The following is a 19,617-nucleotide window of genomic DNA, read 5'->3' as shown; positions in this document are numbered from 1 at the left end:
CCGAAACGGCGCGACCGCCGGGCGAGGAACGGATCCTCTCCCGGCGGCCGCGCCATGGTCGGGCTGCGGTCGCCTACTCGAACGCGTCGAGGTAGGCCACCGTCGCGGCGTCGATGTTGCTGTCGACCCCGACGGAGCTGAACGCGATGGTGCTGGCTCCGGTGACGAACACACGTCGCTTGCCGTCGGCCGTCTGGTCGACCGCCACGCCGTTGCCCCCGTCGCTCGCGCCTACCGCGTCGTACCCTGCCGACCAGATCTGCTCACCGGTGCTCATGTCGTACGCGATGGTGACGTAGTCCCAGCCGGTGTCGGCGTTCCTCGACTCGCCCGTCACGACGGCGCGGGTGCCGTCGGCGGTGAGCGCGACGTCGTAGGCGACGTCGCTGCCGTGCGCGGTGCCGTCGTACCGCGTGGCCCACAGCTGCTCACCGTCGGCCACGTTGTAGGCGATCGTGGAGTAGTCCATGTCGGCGCTGCCTTCCACATTGCCCGCGACCACCACCGTGCCGCCGTCCGGCGTCAGGGCGAGCGCCTGCGGCACGTCCGTGAGCGCCTCGCCATTGCCCTTCGCCCAGCGCTCCTCACCGGTCGCCAGGTCGTAGGCCACGGTCTCCCAATCGGCCTGGCGGTCGGTGTTGCCCACGGAGCCCGCGACGATCACCGTGTCACCGGCGATGACGACGTTGTTCGAGATGTCGATCTCGTTGGCCGAGCCGTTGCGCAGCACCTGCCACCGCTCTTCACCGGTCGCGGCATCGTACGCGACGGTGCCCCAATCCGTGAGACCGGTGCCTTCGCCGCGGCTCTGCCCGGTGACCACCACCGTCGAACCGTCCTCGCTCACCGCGATGGCACGCGGATCGTCCGTGCCGGCCACGGGGTCGTCGAAGCGAGTCAGCCACCGCTGCTCACCGGTCCCGGCGTCGTAGGCCACGGTGGCGTAGTCGAGGTCGGGCCCGCCCATGTTCTGGTACCCGGTGACATAGACGGTCGCACCGTCAGGGCTCACGACGAGGTCGTTGAGCGAATCACCGGCCGCGCCCGGACCGTCCAGACGCGTCTCCCACAGCCGCTTCCCCGTCGCGCCGTCGTACGCCACGGTCAGGTAGTCGCCGCCGCTGGTTCCGGCGACATACAGGGTGTCCCCGTCAGGGCTCATTCCGAAGCCCGCCGGTTCGTCGCTCCCGCCGTTGTTCGAGGCATCCCACTGCTCCTGCCAGAGCACCTTGCCCGTCTCGGGGTCGTACGCAGCGGTGAGGAAGTCGCTCACCAGCCCGCCTGCCGACCCGGGCCGGCTGAATCCGCTCATGTAGACGCGCGAGCCGTCGGGGTGCACGAGAACCTCGTTGCCGACATCCGTCGAGTTGCCGAACTGGCCGGCGGCGCCGTCGTAACGCGCAGACCAGTCCTCGTCACCCGGCTGCTTCGCGCGCAGCACGATCGGAGACCTCACCGTGTGGCTGCCGTCGGTCCACGAGAGCTGGCCCGCAAGGTAGTCGAACATGGCGGTGTCATCGCCGACCGCGAAGGTGACGGTGTACGACGCGCTCTCTCCCGGTGCGACGGTGAGTGTGCTCGGCTCGACCGTGACAGCCACTCCGGCGAGGCCGCTGACCGACGCCGTGTACGTCGCCGGCTGGTCGTCGACGTTGGTCACCGTGCGAGTGACGGTCTGCTCACCGTCCAGGAGACCGATGCCGATCGACGGCGTGTTCAGGTCGCTCGGGTCGAGCGAGCGACCGTCCGCCTCGAGGCCGTCGCAGACGTCGTCCGCCACGCTCGGGGTGGAGCCGCAGAGGAACGCCATCCAGTCGTTGACCCCGCTGTCGTAGACGAGGCCCGGATCGGCCGCGCTCGTGGGCTGCACGTGTCCCGCTCCCTGCTTGAAGATCAGGTTCGGGTCGTCCGACGACTCGCCGTCCCGCACGTCCGACCCGGAGGTCATCAGCGCCGACTTGATCGCCATCGGCGACCAATCGGGGTGCAGGTCCAGCAGCAGGGCGGCCAGTCCCGTGACGTGCGGCGCCGCCATCGACGTGCCGCTCATCAGGTTGAACTCCTTGCCGCCCTGACCCGGAGGGGCCACCGCCGCCAGGATGTCCTGTCCCGGAGCGATCACATCCGGCTTCAGCACATCGCCGTTGCCGGCGACGAGCGGACCGCGAGACGAGAACTCCGCCGTGTAAGGCGCGGGCGCCCCGTTCGCGATGACGGCCTTCTCGATGGTCGCGGTCGCTCCGGCGGTCGCCGCGTAGGCGTTGATCGGGCCCGCGACAGCGTCCTGCAGATGCACCGTGGGCACCGAGTGGAAGTCGGCGTTGAGCGAGTTCTCGTACGCGTTCACGAACACCATGCCGACGCCGCCCGCTTCGGCCACCGCGCGCGAAGAATCGACGCGGGCGATGTCGCCGCCGCGCTCGCACACGACGATCTTGCCGGCGACCTTGGCAGGGTCCAGGCCCGGCTTGCCGTTGTTGGCACTCGCCGGATAGCAGCGCAGAGCCGAGACGGCCGAGGCGCCGGCAGCGCGTGCAGCGGCTCCCGTGATCAGCGGGACGGGGCCGACGACCGAACCGCTGAGCGAGACGCCCTCATAGCGCGCGCCGTTGCCCAGGACCACGGCACCCGTCGTCGTGCGGTCGTGGGTTCCCGCCGCGACGGTGGTCAGCCACGGGCCGGGGTGTGCGACCGTGGCCGCGTCGGGGCCGTCGTTGCCGGCCGATGCCGAAACGAAGATGCCCGCCGCCGCCGCGTTCAGGAACGCCGCCTCGGTGGGCTCGAGGAAGTCCGTGCTGGATCCCGACACGGAGTAGTTGATGACGTCGACGCCGTCGGCCACGGCCTTGTCGATGGCGGCGACCATGTCGGAGGTGTAGCCGTTCGCGGTCGAGCCGTCCTCGGCGGACCACAGCGCCTTGTACGACGCGATGCGCGCCCGCGGTGCGATGCCGGAGATCTCCCCGAACGGTGCGGCCGGTCCGGTCACGTCGACGCCGTAGTTGCCGCCGGCCGTCGACGCGGTGTGGGTGCCGTGCCCGTTGTAGTCGCGAGGCGAGAGGAACTCCCACGGCAGCTGCTGCTTCACGCCGTCGTTCCCGCCCCATGCGGCGTTGAAGTACTGGGCGGTGACCAGCTTTTTGTTGCACAGGTTGGCGTCCCACGAGTCGTCGCCGACCGTCTTGGCCGACGCGCACGTGCCGCGGAAGCCCTTCGGCTGGCCCTGGTACATGAGCTTCTTCGACTCGTCCCGGTCGGAGAAGCTGCGAACCTCGGGCCAGATGCCGCTGTCGATGACGCCGATGACGATGTCCTCGCCGGCTCCCGGTGACTTCTTGCCTCCGGTGGGTCCGCCGAGCTGGCCCCACAGGCCGTCTTCGCCGTCCAGTCCCAGGAAGCTCGGCGTCGACGACGTGTCCGCCTCGACCTTCTCATCCGGATGCACCGACACCACGTCGGGCTGGGCCTCGAGTTCGACAGCCTGCGCGGGGGTGAGCTCGGCCGCGAATCCGTTGAAGCTGTAGACGTAGTCGTACGACGGGTCACCCGCCTTCACCTTCGCGAGAGCTGCACGCTGCTTGCCCTTGAGGTGCTTGCTGTACGCCTCCACCGCGGGGTCGGCCGGATCGACCTTCGCGCCACCGTGGGGTTTCGTCGCCTTCAGCCCTGCCTGGCCGCCGTCGTACGCGATGACGGGCGCGAGGGACATCTGGACCACATACGTCTGAGGTTCACCCGCAGGTGCGGTGGCGGCCGCCGCATCCTCGGCCGTGGTCACCTCCACGCCGCCGCTGCGCCCGCCCGGCTCCTCCACGGGGGCCGCAGCCGGCGGAGCCGCGAAGGCGCCGGCAGGGGCCGCCGTCGCCGTCAACGCGACGACGGTTGCCAGGGCGATCGTCAGTCGCTGCGGCGTGAATCGCCGCTCTCGTTGTCTCAGAAGTCTGGTCACTGTCGCTCCTCGCGCACGGATGATTCGATTCACACCTTGCGTTGCAGGTTACGGACGGGTGAATGGTGCCGGCATCCGTGACCTACACTGACTTTTGCTTCCGCCCCACCCGAGGGAATGGCAGTCATGCCCCAGCAATCCGCTCCACCCGCAGGCGGGGTGTCGCCTGTGCTGGTCGGTCGTCACGCGGAGTTCACTGCCCTGACCGCTGCTGTTTCCGCTCCTCCGGCCCTCATCGTCATCCAAGGTGAAGCCGGAATCGGCAAGAGCCGCCTGGTCCGCGAGCTTCTGGCCGCCGTGCCCGACACCTCCGCGTTACTCATCGGTCATTGTCAGCAGCTCCATGACCCGTTCCCCTTGGGGCCGGTGCTCGACGCGTTCCAGCACCATGGCGACCTCATCGAGACCGACCGCCTCAGCCCCGTCGTGGGAAGCCTCGCTCCCCTGGTGCCGGAGATCGCCGATCGTCTGCCGGCTCCGCCGGAGCGGCCGGCGGATCAGCGTGAGGCGCGGCACCAGATCTTCCGTGCGGCGACGGAGCTGCTCGAGCACGTTTCCCCCGCGGTCCTGGTCCTCGAGGATCTGCACTGGGCCGACACGGTGACATTCGACTTCCTCGCGTATCTCATCGCGCACCAGCCCGCGAACCTCACCGTCATCGTCACCAGTCGCACGGATCTCGGGACCACTCCCGTCGGCGAGGCGTTCGCGCGGGCACCCGCCGGCCGCACCAAGAGCGTCCGGCTCGCACCCCTCGACGTCGCCGAAGTCGGCGAGCTCTCCCGCCATCTGCTGGGCGTCGACGTGCCCGATGCGATCGCGGCCGGACTGTACGAGGTCACCGGCGGCGTGCCCTTCGTCGTCGAAGAGGTCCTCCGGACCTTGCTGGCGCGGCTCCCCGCCGCGGAGATCCCCAGTCACCCCGACGCGCTGGCGGCGCTGTCCGTCTCCACCGCGCTTCGCGATGTCGTCGTCCAGCGGCTGACCACCCTGGACGCGAGTGCGCGGGAGATGATCGACGCCGCGGCCGTGATCGATCTCGCGATCGATCCCGCGCTCCTCGCGGAGGTCACCGAGTACGACGGGCGGCAGGTGGCGGCGGCTCTCACGTCGGCCCACGCGGCCGGCCTCCTGCACGAACACGAGGGGCGCATCCGCTTCCGCCACGTCCTCGCCCAGCAGATCGTCTACGAGGCGACGCCCCTGCCGATCCGCCAGTGGTGGCACGCCCGCGTCGCGCTGGTGCTCGAGGAGCGGAACGACCCGATGTACTCGGCGAGGATCGCACACCACTACCAGCGCGCCGGCCGGATCAGGGAGTTCGTGCAGTGGGCCGAGGCCGCGGCGGACGAGGCGGTGCGTCACGGGAACGAGGCGGCGGCCGCCGAGTTCCTGCGCGAGGCCACCGTCGACATGGCGGCCCTCTCGCTCGACGACCGGGTGCGCATCGCGACGAAACTCGGGCGTGTGGCGGTCGACGGGTTGGCCCACGCCGAGGCCGCGCCGATCATCACCCGACTGCTCGACAGTCAGCAGCTGACGCAGGCGGCTCGAGGCGAACTGCGGTTCGCGCTCGGCCGGCTGTACCGACAGCAGGGCTTCGCCCGCGACGGCTACGGCGAGATCGAGCGTGCGGTCGACGACCTCTACGACCGGCCCGACCTCCAGGCGCGCGCGCTGGCCGTGCTGGCGGCTCCCGAGACCGTGGTAGACGTGCCCCTCGAGGTGCATCTCGCCCGATCCGTTCAGGCGGAAGAGGCGGCGAGGCGAGCCGGATCGCCGGAGGTCGAGCTCGGTGTGCGCATCGCGCGGGCATCGCTCCTTCTGGAGCAGGGCGATCCGTCCGCGTGGGAGCTGATCGAGTCGGCCCGTCACGACATCGTCCTGCTCACTCAGCCTCGGGAGCACGCGAGAGCCGCGATCAACTGGGCACAGGGGGCGCTCCACATCGGCGACGTGAAGCGGGCCGACGAGCTGCTGGGCGAGGGGCGGTCGATCGCCGAGCGGTCGGGTTCACCTCGGCTGCTGGAGGTGTACGAACTCGTCTGCGCCATGGTGGACCATGCCGCCGGCCGCTGGGACGGTCTCGCCGAACGCACCCACGACCTGGCCTCGCGCGCGTTCGGATTCGGTGCGGCATCCATCGAGGCGCGGTACCTCGACTGCCTCATGCTCGGCTCGCTCGGCAGCACCGTGGAGGCCGCCGATCGCCTCGCCGACCTCATCCGCGACTGCGAAGAGGTGGGCACGGCGTGGCCCCTGATCCCGGCGCGCGCCGCACTGGCCCGTGTTCGGCTGATCCTGGGCGATGCCGGCGGCGGCTTCGACGAGGCCGCGGCCGCCCTGGACCAGATCCAGCGCAAAGGGATGTGGACCTGGGCAGCCGATGCTCTCGTCTGTCTGGTGGATGCCGCGGCCGCACTGGACCGGACCGACGACGTACGAGCCAGAGTGGAGGCGATCGGCGCGCACGCCCGTCAGGTCGAAGCACCGGCGATCTCGGTGGCGGTGACCATGTGCGACGCGCTGATCGCACAGCTCGACGGCGGCGGTGACACCGCCGAGGAGCTGATGTCCCGCGCGCGGAGCATGGCCCACGCGGCAGGCCTGGTCCAGGTGACGGCGCAGGCGACCGAGCGCCTGGGCGACTGGCGGTGCACCCGCGGGGCCGCCGACGGCCCGGGCCTCCTGACCGAGGCACTGACCATCTACGGCCGACTGGCGGCGCGGCAGGACATCGCCCGGGTCACCCGGACGATGCGCCGCCACGGTGTTGCGGTGCCTTACCCGTGGCGCGGCGGGCGCCCGGCCCACGGCAACGACCTGTCGCGACGCGAGCGCGAGGTCGTCGGACGAGCGGCCGCCGGACGGACGAATCGCGAGATCGCCGCAGAGATGTTCCTGTCGCCCCGCACGGTCGAGACCCACATGTCCAACGCGCTCCGCAAGCTCGGCCTGCGCTCGCGCGACGAGCTCGACGCCGACGTCCTGGAGATCGAGGCCGACGACTGACGGGGCGGCCCGACTCGTCGGCGGCGGGCCCGTCGGATCCTCAGAGGTCCTTGACCGTCAACAGGCTGTAGCCGTGGGCGGACTCGGGTTCCACCCGGCCGACCTCACGGAACCCGAGCTTCTGCAGGACTCGGCGTGACGCGGCGTTCCAGTCCCAGACGCCGGCCCACAATCGCCGGTAGCCCGCCGTCCTCGCCCAGGCGACGACAGCTTCCCCGGCCTCCGTGGCGTACCCGTGATCGTGCGCGGCCTGAACCAGCTCGTAGGCCAGCTCGGGCTCGTCGGCGGATCCGTTCCCGCGGGCGATCAGTCCGCAATAGCCGATGACCTCAGCCGTGTCTTTCAGCTCCACCGTCAGGAGCCTCACACCCGCGTCGTCGCTCTCAGCACCGATCTGAGCGGAGATGTCCTCGACGGTCGGTCGCCCCTCCGCATCGATCCGCCGATGCGGAGGCACCCGCGGATCACGCTCGGTCCAGAGCCGGCGATAGACCACGGCATCCTCCGCACGCGCGCGCCGCAGGATGAGGCGATCCGACTCCAACGGCTCCTCACCTGGCACCAGCGGCATGAAGGCATTCTGTCAGGGCCCCGAAGGCCCGCGGAGTTCCGGAGGGGACGGCGTTGTCGGCGCCCGATGCCACGCTGAGATCAAGACGCGCACGCAAGGCGCGGGCAACGATCGACGCGGTGATCGCTGACCACCGGCTCTCGCAATGACCCCGATCGCGGCATCCGAAAGCACCTGAGCCACCCGAGCGGCGACCCGCATCGCTGAACCGGTCTACCACCACCAGGATCGGCCGTGCAGCATGTCGCCGAAGTCTTCGGGCGAGCCGCGACCCGTCTGCCGCGAGCCCAGGTAACTGTCGACGACCGCCCGCCCGAGGTCGTCGAGTTCGGGGGCGACGACGTGTGCTTCGGCACGCCGCGCCAGAGCGTCCACGAACCGGGCGAGGCCGGGGTCGTCGCCGAGCCGGAAGAACGTCGTCTGCGCGCCGAGCCGGTGCACCGTGTCGAGCTCGCGCACGGTGGCCGCCACCGTGCGCGGGTCGGGCGGATACGCGAAGTGCACGTGACCGTCGGGGCGCAGGTGCGCCGTCGGCTCGCCATCCGTGACGATGAGCAGCACCGGCTGCGCCGTGGGATGGCGACGGAAGTGCCGCTGTGCCAGCATGAGCGCGTGCTGCAGATTGGTGCCCTTGTCCCAGACGGAGTCCTTGGCCGTCAGCTGCTCGATGTCCATGACCTCCGCATAGCGCGCGAACGCGATGAGCTGCAGCTGGTCGCCGCGGAACCGCGACGAGATGAGGTGATGCAGAGCCAGCGCCGTGCGCTTCATCGGAACCCACCGGCCGTCGAGCGCCATCGAGAATGAGGTGTCGACGAGCAGGGCGACGGCGGCCTGCGTGCGCTGCTCGGTCTCGACGACCTCGACATCCTGCGTCTCGAGGCGCACGCCGGCTGAGGCATCTCCCCCTTCGAGCACGGTCCGGAGGACGGCGTTCGACACCGTGCGAGGGATGTCCCACGGCTCGGTGTCGCCGAACGCCCACTCGCGCGTCGAGCCGGTGCGGTCGCCGGCCGCACCCGCATGCCGCGTCTCGCGGCCGCCCGTGCGAGCCGACTGCCGGGTCGCGATATCGCGGAGGAGCGCCCGCCCCAGCTGCCGCATGGCCCGTGGCGTGAGCCTGAGCTGTCCGTCGGAGGCCCGCTGCAGCATCCCGGTGTCCTTCAACTCACGCTCGAGGTCGCGAAGCGTGCGTGCGCTGACCGCGGCGTCCTCGCCGATCAGCCGCTCGATGGCGTCGAGGTCGATGTCGTCCATCCGCGCGCCGGGATACGACTGGCCCAGCTGATCGGTCAGCGAATCGAGGTCGGAGAGGTCCTGCATGATGCCGGTCGCTTCGCCGAGCCCCGTCGGCTCGTCTCCCGAGAAGGATGCCGAACCCGTCCAGTCCTCGCCGGGACGGAGCGAGCGCAGATTGTCGTCGAGGCGCGACAGCGACTGCATGAGGTCAGGTGAGCCGAAGGCCTGAGCCGCGAGGTTCATGAGCTCGTCGCGCTGCTCGGGGGTCATGGAGTTGAGCATCCGCTGCGCCGCGGCGGAACGCTCCGCGAGCGTATCGAGGAGCTCGTCGAGGTTCTGCGGATTCTCGGGGAACTGATCCCCGTGCTTCTCCATGAAGTCGTCGAAGTCCTCCTGCGTGTCGTCGCCCAGCCGGCGCTTCTCGAGCAGGTCGTTGAGGTCGTTCAGCATGTCGCGCACGGCCTGGCGGTCGGCATCCGTCGCGTTCTCGAGCGCGTTCTTCATGCCGGCGAAGCGCTGGTCGAGGAGCTCACGGCCGAGCAGTTCGCGGATGCGGTCGTAGTCCGCCCGCGCGCTCGGGCTCTGCCAGTCGTAGTCGGCGAGCTCGTTCACGGCCGCGGCGGTGCTGGTGGGCAGGTTCTCGAGGCGCATCTCGGCGAAGGCGCGGACGTCGTCGTCGAGCTGCACGTCGCGCACGAGGTGCTTGCGCTCCTCGAGCACGGCGCGGTCCAGCAGCTGGCGGACCTCCTCGAGCGTGCCGTCGAGCCGGTGCCGCCGCACCAGCTCGGCCCGGCGCTCGCGCACCCGCCGGGCGAGGTCGTCGAGGCCCTCCCGGTCACGGTCTCCGCGCCGCAGGTACTCGCGCATCGCCCGTTCGGCGGAGGTTCCGGCCATCACGTCCTGCCCGATCGCCTCGAGCGCCGTCTGCACCTCGACCGGCGGCGCGAGCGGATCGCCACCCGTGTAGCGCCCGTACCGCGCGGCGTGGCCGGGCGTGCGGTGGAAGCTGCGAGGCATTACGGGGCGCCTCCTCCCGGGCTGAAGAAGAGCGACGGATGCCGGGGGCCGCGGTTGCGCGTCTCGCGAGTCGGTCGCTTAGCGAGCGCCAGCGAGACGAAGCGTCCTCGCTCGCTCAACGACCGGAAGCCAAGGCGCTTCGACTGGCTCAGCGACCAGTAATGAGTCGGTCGCTGAGCGAGCGCCAGCGAGACGAAGCGCGCCCGCCCGCCCGAGGACCGTGTCTCAGCCATAGACCGTCTCACCGCCCGCGGTGTCCTTGCCGATGCGCTTCTCGAGGTAGAGCGATTCGAGCAGCAGCTCGAGCGCGCCGGCACGCTCGCCCGCGGTGCGGGCCTCGAGGCGCTCGGCCACCTGCTCGTAGAGGTCGGACTCACCGAGCACCGGCATCGCCGCGAGCACGTCGGCGGCGGTCACCTGTTCGCCGGTCATGACCGTCGCGCCGTCGTGCAGCGCATCGGCGAGCACGCGGGCGTCGAGCCCGCGCAGATGAGCGCGGGCGGTCTCGGCCACGGCGGTGCGGAGCAGATGCTCGAGGATCGCGCGCTCACGACCCTCCTCCCCCGTCTCGAACTCGATCTTGCCGCCGAGCACGTCGACGGCGGTCTCGAGGTCCACCGGGCGCGCGACGGCGACCTCTTCGTGCTGCCGCGTCGCGCGATGCAGGGCCGCAGCCGCGATCGTCTCGGCGCCGGCGATCGCGAACCTCGCGGACACGCCTGCACGCTGGTCGACGGCATCCGATTCCCGAAGGTTCCGCGTGAAGCGCGCGAGGATCTCGAGGAGGTGCGCGGGAACCTCGGCCACCAGGTCCGCCTCCTGGCGGATGACGGCGATCTCCTCGTCGACCGTCTGGGGGTAGTGGGTGCGGATCTCGGCACCGAAGCGGTCCTGCAGCGGCGTGATGATGCGGCCGCGGTTCGTGTAGTCCTCGGGGTTCGCGGTGGCGACCACGAGCACGTCGAGGTCGAGGCGCAGCACGTAGCCGCGGATCTGGATGTCGCGCTCCTCCATGACGTTCAGCAGCGACACCTGGATGCGCTCGGCGAGGTCGGGCAGCTCGTTGATCGCGACGATGCCGCCGTTGCTGCGCGGCACGAGCCCGTAGTGGATCGTCTCAGGGTCGCCGAGGGAACGGCCCTCGGCCACCTTGATCGGGTCGACATCGCCGATGAGGTCGGCTACCGATGTGTCAGGCGTGGCGAGCTTCTCGGCGTATCGCTCACTGCGATGGCGCCACACGACGGGCAGGTCGTCGCCCCGTTCGCCGGCGCGACGGACGGATGCCGGGGCGATCGGGTGGAACGGATGCTCGCCGAGCTCCGACCCCTCGATCACCGGCGACCATTCGTCGAGCAGTCCCACCAGGCTGCGCAGCAGCCGGGTCTTGCCCTGCCCGCGCTCGCCCAGCAGCACGATGTCGTGGCCGGCGAGGAGGGCGCGCTCGAGCTGCGGGATCACGGTGTCGTCGAACCCGTGGATGCCGGGCCAGGGGTCGCGGCCGTTCGCGAGCGCGTCGAGGAGGTTCTCGCGCAGTTCGACCCGCACCGGCCGGTAGGTGTGACCCGACGCGCGCAGCTGTCCGGCGGTGGCGATTCCGGTGGGCGATGGTGTCATGCCGGGAGGCTACGCTGCCTGCGCAGCCGTGAGGGCCGGATCGGCGAAATTCCTCGAGCTCTCTGCGCGGGCGAGGTGAGCCCGCGCGACGGTTCACGGCCCGACGAGCACCTGCGGCGCGGACTGCTTCATGCGCGTCTGCAGCCAGACGAGCTGCGCGGCGGTCTGCTGCTCGCAGGCGTCGACGACGCCGATCAGCTCGCTGTCGCGCAGAGCGTGGGCGGACTGGCCGACGACGGTCCACGTCATGTCGACGAAGCCGGCCAGCACGTAGACGTCATGGAGGTCGCGCAGCATGCCGAGCGGCCCGGAGCGGGGCTCGCCCAGCCCGCGGGCGTGGAGGCGCTCGGGCTCGTCGTCGACCGGTGCGGCGCCGAGGCGATGCACGACCGGCACCAGCTGCTGCGCGTGATCGACGCACTGGCGGGCGAAGCTGAGGCAGAGGAAATGGATGTCGGGCTCGTGGCCGTGCGCCTCGGCGACGTCGAGGTAGGCCTCAGCGAGCGTCGTCTCGGCATGGCCGAGCAGCGAGAGGTAGATCGGCAGTCTCATGACGCGTCCTCGATCCGCGACAGCTGGACCGCCGCGACCTTGTACACCGGCTGCTTGGAGACCGGGTCCCACTCGGTGATCGTGAGCTCGTTGGCGGCGGTCGGATGCCGCTCCTCGGCGCCCTCCGGGGCATCCCAGTAGCCGTAGTGGAACGGCGCGAAGACGGCGCCCTCGCGGATGCGCGTGATGCGCAGCGGCGCGACGATGCGGCCACGGCGGGAGCGGACCTCGACCACGTCGCCCTCGTAGAGGCCGCGGGCAGCCGCGGTCGCGGCATCCGTCTCCACCCACACCGAGGGCGCGGCAGCGACGAGTTCGGGGGTGCGGCCCGTCTTGGTGCGCGTGTGGAAGTGGTACACCGAGCGCCCCGTCGTGAAGGTCAGCGGGTACTCGGCGTCGGGCGGCTCGTGCGGACCGGTGTAGGCGGTGGTCTTGAGCAGCGCCTTCCCGTCGGGCCGCTGGGCCTTGAAGGACTCCGCGGTCACGGCGCCGCCCGTCGCGAGGTCGTGCCCGAAGGTCTCGCAGTAGTCGGGCTGCGTCGCGAACACCGCGTCGGCGTAGAGCCGGTCCGTGCTGGCGGACTCTCCCTCGCGGCGCGGCCAGCGGATGCCGCTCTCACGTCGCAGGTCGTCGTACGAGATGCCGGTGTAGTCGCAGGGGCGCCCGCGCGAGCACTCCTGCCACGCCCGATAGGCGTCCTCGGGCGTCGTCCACTCCAGGAGCGGTCGGCCGTCGTCGCGACGGAAGTCCATGCGTCGCGCGTAGTCGAGGAAGATGTCGAGATCCGAGCGCGCCTGCCCGGGCGGGTCGATCGCCTTCTCCGCCAGGTGCACCGTGCGCGTCGCGTTGGTGAATGTGCCGGTCTTCTCGCCCCACGCGGCCGCGGGCAGGACGACGTCGGCGAGCGCGGCCGTCTCGGTGAGGTAGAGGTCCTGCACGACGACGAAGGTCTCCGGCTTGGCGAGGATGTCGCGGATGCGAGGCAGCTGCGGCAGTGAGACCGCGGGATTGGTCGCCGAGATCCAGAGGAAGCCGATCGTTCCCAGCTCCACGTAGCGGAACAGCTGCATGGCATGCGTGGACTCCGCCCAGTGCGGGATGACGTCGGCATGCACGCCCCACAGCTCGGCGAGCCGGCGGATGTGGTCGGGGTTCTCCCAGTTGCGGAAGCCGGGCAGGTCGCCGTCGGCCCCGCATTCGCGGTTGTTCTGCGCCGTCGGCTGACCGTTCATCTGAAGGATGCCGCATCCCGGCCGGCCGATCATGCCGCGCAGCAGATGCAGATTGTTCACCTGGCACGACGACGCCGTCGCCTGCGCCGACTGGTAGAAGCCCTGCAGCACCGTCGACACCACGCGCTGCGAAGTGCCGAAGATGCGGGCGGCGCGGCGGATGTCGTCGGCGTCGACACCGCAGACCTCGGCGGCACGCTCTGCCGTCCACTCCGCCACCTGCGCCCGCAGCTCCTCGGCGCCCAGCGTGTGCGCCGTCATCCACTCCTCGTCGACCCAGCCGTTGACGAACAGCTCGCGCACGAGGCTGTGCATGAGCGCGAGGTTGGTGCCTGGGCGCACGGCGAGGTGCACGTCGGCCCGGGCCGCGACCGGGGTCTCGCGAGGATCGACCACGACGACGGCGGGCGGCTGCGCGCCGTCCAGCCGGTCGAGCACGCGGGCCCACAGCACCGTCTGGGTCGCGGCCGCGTTGTGCCCGAACAGGAACAGCGCGTCGCATTCGTCGATGTCCTCATAGCAGCCGGGCTGACCGTCCGCACCGAAGGACTCCTTGAGCGACGCGGCGGCCGTCGCCGTGCACAGCCGCGTGTTGCCGTCCATGTGCGGGGTGCCGATGCCGGCCTTGCCGATGACGGCGAGTGCGTAGTACTCCTCGAGGAAGAGCTGCCCGCTCGTATAGAACGCGTGACTCAGCGGTCCCTTCTCGCGCAGCAGGCGCGAGCTGCGCTCGACGACGAGCTCCATCGCCTCCTCCCAGCTCACGGCCACCAGCTCGCCGTCCCGGCGGACGAGCGGAGTCGTCAGCCGCTCGTCGTTCTGCACACCCTGCCAGCTCGCGTACAGCCCCTTCGGCCCCAGCCGGCCGCGGTTGATCGCGTCGTCGGCACGGCCGCGGATGCCGACCATCCGGCCGTCCTTGACGGCGATGTCGCAGCCGCATCCGTTGCTGCACAGCACGCACGCCGAGCGCACCCACGTGTCGACATCCCCCTCGGCGATGCCGTCCGCCAGCTGCTGGTCGACCCGCGTCGGCCATGCTTCTCCGGGCGCATGCGGAGTGCGCGCCCCCCAGATGTCTTTGACCCGCTCCGCCGGCTCTGCACGCAAGGTCTCCTCCATGGGCACCATGGTGAGACGACGGATGCCGCGGCTCGACCCCCTTGACGAGCGGCGTTTTCGCGCACCCACGGATCGCCCACCGGGCCGCCGTCAACCGGTGGTCCGCTCGGCGCCGTCCCCGCCCCGCACGCACCGCCACACGCGGGCGGCCCCCCGGTCGTACTCTGAGCGCATGGGTGTCATCGAGTTCCAACTGACCCGCACGATCCCTGCGGGCATAGACGACGTGTTCGCCCGCCTGGCCGACATCGAGGGATACAACGAGTGGATGCCCGGCGCGGGAAGCATGCTGCGAGGCACCACGCTGACCTCGCCCGGCGCCCCGGCGCTCGGCACGACCTATCTCGATGACACATCGTTCGGTCCCACCCCAGGTGAGATCACGGAGTTCGAGCCGCCGCACACGCTCGTCTACCACTGGTGGAACAGGACGAAGGCGGGCAGGCTCACGGTGGAAGGCTGGCCCGCGTACCAGCTCGAGGCCACCCCCGACGGGACGACGCTCGTTCGCCACCACGCGGAGGTGCGCACCTACGGCCTGTACCGGCTGGCGACTCCCTTTCTGCGGAGGATCGCGAAGAAGGAGCGCACCGCCACGCTCGCGGCGCTCGCTGCGTCGTTCGAGCCGCGCCGGCGCGCCGACGGCTGATCCACCCCCTTGCGCAGACGCACCTCTTGAAAGTGGTGTCGGCGGGGAGTATCCCTGAGGTGGTCGTGCGAGCGATCGCGCGGCCGGGGGACCGCGGATACGGACGGGGGCGAGCCTGCCATGGCCGAAGACCAGTTCCTCACCATCGCGTCCATTCCTGGTGAGGCCGCGGACGACCGTCATCCGGGTGCCATAGAGGTGCTGAGCTGGAGCTGGACGGTGTCGAACCCCACGCCCGCCGCCGGTGGCGCGGGAGGCAGGGTGGGCAGGCCCACGCTCTCGGATATCGTCGTGTCGCTGCGCTTCGATGCTGCGACGCCGCGCCTCTTCGACGCCTGTGCGCGCGGCATCCGTATGGATGACGCATTGCTGTCGGCACGCCGCGCGGGCATGATCGGCGACTATCTCACGGTGCGGATGCAGCACGCCGTCGTGACCTCGGCGACCACCGCGCTCTCGGGCGATGAACCCGCGGTGCAGGTCACCTTCGGGTTCGACGACGTGACGCTGACCTACCAGCCGCAGCTGCCTGACGGCTCCCTCGGCGACCCGGTCGCGGTCACGCTCAGTCGTCGCCCCAGGTGATCACGTCGCCCGCTGCCTGGTTCGGCAACGGCGCACAGGAACGTGGACATGCCGTCCACCGATCCGAAAGGGAACCACCCATGAGTTGGAACGAGATCAGCAGCACTGTCCGCATGCTGTCCCTGCTGGGGCGCATCAGGCCCGAGATCTTCGACGTCTACCCGCCGCACAGCCACCGGGCGCACCTGCAGAGCAGATTCGACGCGGTCGCGCTCAATCCGCAGCCGCTCCCGCCCAGATGGCTCGTGGCGGCCTCTGAACTGTCGGGCCATATCGCCGAGGCTGTGCTCGACGCCGATCTGCGGGGTGAGGATCGCCCCGGGTGGGTGAGCGAGGTGGTCGACGACTGGTGCGGCACCGGCTGGCCGAGGAGGCTGCCCATTCCGCTGCCCGGTCCGCGCGCCGACGGCCCACAGCCGGATCCGTGGGATGTCGCGGCGGCGCAGCTTGCCGGCGCCGTGGCCTTCGCCTCGCTCGCTGCCCGTCTCGGCGGCGGAGGCGCACAGGAGACGTTCGCCCGGCTGGCCGAGAGCCTCGCCGAGGCATCGAGTCGCGAGATGTAGTCGGCGGCGCCGCCGCGCGGGGGCGCCGCCGGCGTCAGCGGTTGTCGCCCGCGACGTCGATGAGCACCTTGCCCACCGCGCCGTGCTCGACGGCGTCGTGAGCGGCGGCCGTCTCCTCCAGGGTGAACCACGTCAGAGGCAGGCCTGCCTGCTCGCCGACGGGGAGGGCGCCGTCGCCCAGCGCCGCGGTGATGTCTTCAGCGGCGGCGGTCAGGGCGAGGTCACCGACCGTGTACAGCAGGAGACCCTGGGTCCGCACGTTCTTCGCGAAGGTCGGCCGCACCGGGAGGGTGGCCTGGTCGCCGCCGTTGTCGGCGTAGTACGCGATGGATCCGTGGTTCGCGACGACCTGGCCGTCGAGCGCGGCGTTCTGCGCAAGAGACACCTCGACGATGTGGTCGACGCCGGCGGGGGCGAACGCGGCGATCTGTTCGGCAGTGTCGCCCTCCCGGTAGTTCACGACGTGGTGGGCCCCCGCAGCGAGCGCGAGCGCGGCCTTCTCGTCGCTCGAGATGGTGGCGATCACCGTCGCGCCGGCCCAGACCGCGAGCTGGATGGCGGCGTGGCCGACGGCACCCGCTCCCCCGGCGACGAGCACCACGCGGCCCTGGAGGGCGCCCGGCGACAGCCGCGCCGGCCCGGCCTCGTGCACGGTGAGCGCCCGGTGCGCGGTCATGGCGGGAACCCCGAGGCTGGCCGCGACGTCGAAGCCGACACCCTCGGGAAGCCTCACCGCCCGCGCGGCGGGCACGACGGTGTACTCCTGCGCCGTCCCGGTCGGGCGCTGATGCTGAGCGAGGTAGAGCCAGACGCGATCGCCGACGGAGAGTTCTGTCACCCCGTCGCCGAGGGCGTCCACCACTCCTGCCCCGTCCTGATTCGGCACGATCTCGTCGAACGCCAGCGCTCCGCTGGATCCCACGCGCGCCTTCCAGTCCGTCGGGTTGACGCCCGACACCGCGACCTTCACCCGCACCTCTCCCGGGCCGGGCTGCGCGGGTTCCCGCTCCGCGAGCGAGAGGACGGACGACGTGCCAGGGCGGGAGTAGACGATCGATCGCATGCGGGAGACCAACGCCGGGGAGGCGGCGGGCATTTCCCGTGCCGCCGATCGCTTCCCCTCTTGCGGGTCCCGCCCGCGGGGAGTATCTGTGGGGTGTCGTGCGCGTGATCGCGCGATCGGGGGAATCGGGGAACGGACGGGGGCGCAGCATGGCGTCCGACGAGTTGCGCGCGTATGCGGATCGGCTGCGGGGCACCCTGACGGCCCTCGGCGTCGATGCCGGGTCCCTGACCACGCTCGCCGACGCCGCGCAGCGCATCGCCGAACTGATCGATCACCCCGAGACCGCCACCGAGGCGGCCTGGCGCACCGCGGTCACCCAGTGGGAGAACGCCCGTGGGGCGGTGCTCGACGGGCTCCGCCGGGCCACGCTGGGCACGCTGGCCGAGATCCCCCTCCTGAATGAGCTGACGGATGCCGCGTCCCTCGCGACGAACGGCATCAACGCGGATCTCGACATCGGTCCTGTCCACGTCGCCGTGCGCACCGCCGTGCTGTACGTGGATCCTCCCGTGATCCCCGGGATCGACCTTCCGCCGGTCCCGATCGGCCCCTTCGCACTCGGTGCTGTCGAGGCGTCCCTCACCCCGCCGAGTTCGGGGGGAGGCGCCTCTCTCCCGGGCGGCGGCTCGCTGGTGCGCCTGCCGCCCAACGCGGGCGGTGCGCTCGAGCGCGGCTGGGGAGGATCGATCTCGGTGCCGGTGCCACCCGTGCTCGTGACCGCCTCGGCGATCCTCGCGGTGGACGGCGCCGACCCGAGCTTCCTCGCCGTGCTCGGCATCCAGTTCATCCCGCCGATCCAGCTGTCGTTCGGCTTCGCGCTCGACCGGGTCGGCGGCATCGTCGGCGTCAATCGCGGCATGGACACCGACGCACTGCGAGTGGCCGTGCGCACGGGCGCCGCGGGCGACGCCCTCCTGCAGGTGCGACCACCGGACGACCCGCTCGCCGTCGCCACCACGCTCGACCGCATTTTCCCGCGGCGCACCGGGATGCATGTCTTCGGGCCGTCGCTCCGGTTGACGTGGCTGTCACTGGGCCCGGCAGGCAGCATGGTGTCGCTCGATCTCGCCGTGGTGGTGCAGGTCCCGGACGGCCGGGTGGCGATCCTCGGTGTCGCGCGCATCGGCATCCCCAGCCTCCCCCAGGTCCTGAACCTCCGCGTCGACATGCTGGGACTCATCGACCCGGTCGAGAAGCTCGTGTCGATCGACGCCAGCCTCGTCGACAGCCACGTGCTGGGTGTATTCGAGATCTACGGCGACGCCGCCCTCCGACTCAGCTGGGGCAGCGAGGCCTACGTCGTCGTGTCGATCGGAGGGTTCTTCCCGGGCTTCGACCCGAAGCCGGCGAAGCTGCCGGCGCTGCGGCGGGTCGGGATGTCGCAATCCGTGCCCGGCAGCGGCATCACGCTGCGCGTCGAAGGCTACTTCGCCGTCACCGCCAACACGGTGCAGCTCGGTGGCCGCATCGAAGCGGGCATCGACGTCTCGGTGCTGGCCGCGCACGGTTTCATCGAGACGGACGCGATCCTGCAGCTGCGCCCATTCCGGTTCCAGGCACGCGTCGCAGCCGGGTTCTCGGTCTCGGCCGGCGGCTTCGACTTCGCCTCGGTGCAGCTGTCCGGGCAGATCTCGGGACCCGGGCCGGTCGTCGTGCAGGGATCGCTCTCGGTGTCCGTGTTCCTGTTCGAGGTGGAGTTCGACCAGACCTTCACGCTGGGCAGCGGCCCGGCCGATGCGCTCCCCGTCGCAGAGCCGATTCTCGACGTCCTCGCAGCGGAAGTGGCGAAGAAGGAGAACCTCCACGCCGAGAGCACCGCGGATCGGCTCGTGGCGCTGACGCCCCGCAAGCCGGTGCCGGGCAAGGCGCTGGTCCCGCCGACCGGGACGCTGCTGGTGCAGCAGAAGATCCTGCCGCTCGGCATCCCGATCTCGCGCCTCAAGGGCGTGCCGCTGACAGCGACCGCCGGCGCACGCATCACGGGCACCGGGCCGGACGTCCGCGATTCCTTCGCGCCCGCCGTCTTCCTCACGCTGAACGATGCCGAGCTGGTGAACCGCCCGCCGTTCGACGTGCTTCCGGCCGGCAAGGTGCTCACGCCCCCGCAGCCCGCGCTGAGCACGTTCCCGCACGCCGACGAGGAGCGCACGCTCGAACAGATCGTGATCGACACCCGGACCGGCGGGAAGCGGACGATCACCGCATCGCCGCCCATCGACCTGCTCGCCGCCTTCGCGATGGTCTCGGCGGCGCGCTCCGAGCCGGCGCTGTCCGACCGCACTCCGGTGATCTCGGCCGTCGCCGAGCAGTGGACCGTGATGGGCGTCGGGCAGGTGCACGAATCTGCGACAGAGGCCCACGAATGGGCGCGGGCTATCGGCACCGTCGCGGTGCCGAGCGCCGACCTCGCCGCCGCTGTTCCACTGGCGGGGGTGCTGTAGCG

12 protein-coding genes are annotated in these 19,617 nt (G+C 70.9%); 5 read left to right on the top strand and 7 right to left on the bottom strand.

Annotated elements, in window-relative coordinates:
• Positions 1–73 precede the first annotated feature (73 nt).
• Complete coding sequence (locus NCG93_RS20110; protein ID WP_194414376.1) at positions 74–3,949, bottom strand: S8 family serine peptidase; 3,876 nt, start codon at positions 3,947–3,949, stop codon at positions 74–76.
• A gap of 126 nt (positions 3,950–4,075) precedes the next feature.
• On the opposite strand from NCG93_RS20110, the gene NCG93_RS08705 reads away from it, so the two are divergent.
• Positions 4,076–6,961 carry an ATP-binding protein gene (locus NCG93_RS08705; RefSeq protein ID WP_194414377.1) on the top strand — a complete coding sequence of 962 codons (2,886 nt, stop codon included), beginning with the start codon at positions 4,076–4,078 and terminating at the stop codon, positions 6,959–6,961.
• Positions 6,962–7,001: 40 nt separating this feature from the next.
• Here the strand turns inward: NCG93_RS08705 and NCG93_RS08700 are convergent, their stop codons facing one another.
• The 5 genes from NCG93_RS08700 to NCG93_RS08680 all read right to left on the bottom strand — a co-directional run bounded on the left by NCG93_RS08700 (position 7,002) and on the right by NCG93_RS08680 (position 14,311).
• Positions 7,002–7,532, bottom strand: coding sequence for a GNAT family N-acetyltransferase (locus tag NCG93_RS08700; RefSeq protein WP_194414378.1), 531 nt, complete (start codon positions 7,530–7,532; stop codon positions 7,002–7,004).
• Between the two features lie 213 nt (positions 7,533–7,745).
• On the bottom strand, positions 7,746–9,788 hold the full coding sequence (locus tag NCG93_RS08695; RefSeq protein ID WP_194414379.1) for a vWA domain-containing protein: 2,043 nt from the start codon (positions 9,786–9,788) through the stop codon (positions 7,746–7,748).
• Positions 9,789–10,013: 225 nt separating this feature from the next.
• Positions 10,014–11,405, bottom strand: a complete 1,392-nt coding sequence (locus NCG93_RS08690; RefSeq protein WP_194414380.1) for an AAA family ATPase — start codon at positions 11,403–11,405, stop codon at positions 10,014–10,016.
• Positions 11,406–11,498: 93 nt separating this feature from the next.
• Positions 11,499–11,957 carry a hypothetical protein gene (locus NCG93_RS08685; protein ID WP_194414381.1) on the bottom strand — a complete coding sequence of 153 codons (459 nt, stop codon included), beginning with the start codon at positions 11,955–11,957 and terminating at the stop codon, positions 11,499–11,501.
• Positions 11,954–14,311, bottom strand: coding sequence for a molybdopterin oxidoreductase family protein (locus NCG93_RS08680; protein ID WP_194414382.1), 2,358 nt, complete (start codon positions 14,309–14,311; stop codon positions 11,954–11,956). The genes NCG93_RS08685 and NCG93_RS08680 overlap by 4 nt, the downstream gene beginning before the upstream one ends.
• A gap of 172 nt (positions 14,312–14,483) precedes the next feature.
• On the opposite strand from NCG93_RS08680, the gene NCG93_RS08675 reads away from it, so the two are divergent.
• From NCG93_RS08675 to NCG93_RS08665, 3 genes are all read left to right on the top strand, one after another.
• Entirely contained in the window at positions 14,484–14,960 is a 477-nt protein-coding gene (locus NCG93_RS08675) for an SRPBCC family protein (RefSeq protein ID WP_194414383.1), read from the top strand.
• A 120-nt stretch (positions 14,961–15,080) separates the two neighbouring features.
• On the top strand, positions 15,081–15,545 hold the full coding sequence (locus NCG93_RS08670; RefSeq protein ID WP_194414384.1) for an Hcp family type VI secretion system effector: 465 nt from the start codon (positions 15,081–15,083) through the stop codon (positions 15,543–15,545).
• A gap of 80 nt (positions 15,546–15,625) precedes the next feature.
• The gene (locus tag NCG93_RS08665) at positions 15,626–16,108 is read left to right on the top strand and encodes a hypothetical protein (protein ID WP_194414385.1); all 483 of its coding nucleotides are present in this window, start codon (positions 15,626–15,628) and stop codon (positions 16,106–16,108) included.
• A gap of 34 nt (positions 16,109–16,142) precedes the next feature.
• Here NCG93_RS08665 and NCG93_RS08660 read toward each other — a convergent pair whose 3' ends face one another.
• The gene (locus NCG93_RS08660) at positions 16,143–17,171 is read right to left on the bottom strand and encodes an NADPH:quinone reductase (RefSeq protein WP_194414386.1); all 1,029 of its coding nucleotides are present in this window, start codon (positions 17,169–17,171) and stop codon (positions 16,143–16,145) included.
• Positions 17,172–17,320: 149 nt separating this feature from the next.
• Between NCG93_RS08660 and NCG93_RS08655 the strand changes: the two genes are divergently transcribed.
• On the top strand, positions 17,321–19,615 hold the full coding sequence (locus NCG93_RS08655; protein WP_194414387.1) for a DUF6603 domain-containing protein: 2,295 nt from the start codon (positions 17,321–17,323) through the stop codon (positions 19,613–19,615).
• The last annotated feature ends 2 nt before the right edge of the window (positions 19,616–19,617 follow it).

Origin of the sequence: Microbacterium yannicii, from assembly GCF_024055635.1 — a bacterium.
Lineage (GTDB): Bacteria > Actinomycetota > Actinomycetes > Actinomycetales > Microbacteriaceae > Microbacterium > Microbacterium yannicii.
The sequence above is the reverse complement of the archived record's forward strand: the minus strand, read 5'-3'. Positions and strand labels throughout refer to the sequence as shown.

Coding starts and splice junctions, on each gene's coding strand:
- NCG93_RS08695 (WP_194414379.1), bottom strand. CDS start 9,788: ATGCCTCGCAGCTTCCACCGCACGCCCGGCCACGCCGCGCGGTACGGG.
- NCG93_RS08685 (WP_194414381.1), bottom strand. CDS start 11,957: ATGAGACTGCCGATCTACCTCTCGCTGCTCGGCCATGCCGAGACGACG.
- NCG93_RS08670 (WP_194414384.1), top strand. CDS start 15,081: ATGGCCGAAGACCAGTTCCTCACCATCGCGTCCATTCCTGGTGAGGCC.
- NCG93_RS08680 (WP_194414382.1), bottom strand. CDS start 14,311: ATGGAGGAGACCTTGCGTGCAGAGCCGGCGGAGCGGGTCAAAGACATC.
- NCG93_RS08690 (WP_194414380.1), bottom strand. CDS start 11,405: ATGACACCATCGCCCACCGGAATCGCCACCGCCGGACAGCTGCGCGCG.
- NCG93_RS08705 (WP_194414377.1), top strand. CDS start 4,076: ATGCCCCAGCAATCCGCTCCACCCGCAGGCGGGGTGTCGCCTGTGCTG.
- NCG93_RS08700 (WP_194414378.1), bottom strand. CDS start 7,532: ATGCCGCTGGTGCCAGGTGAGGAGCCGTTGGAGTCGGATCGCCTCATC.
- NCG93_RS08675 (WP_194414383.1), top strand. CDS start 14,484: ATGGGTGTCATCGAGTTCCAACTGACCCGCACGATCCCTGCGGGCATA.
- NCG93_RS08655 (WP_194414387.1), top strand. CDS start 17,321: ATGGCGTCCGACGAGTTGCGCGCGTATGCGGATCGGCTGCGGGGCACC.
- NCG93_RS08665 (WP_194414385.1), top strand. CDS start 15,626: ATGAGTTGGAACGAGATCAGCAGCACTGTCCGCATGCTGTCCCTGCTG.
- NCG93_RS08660 (WP_194414386.1), bottom strand. CDS start 17,171: ATGCGATCGATCGTCTACTCCCGCCCTGGCACGTCGTCCGTCCTCTCG.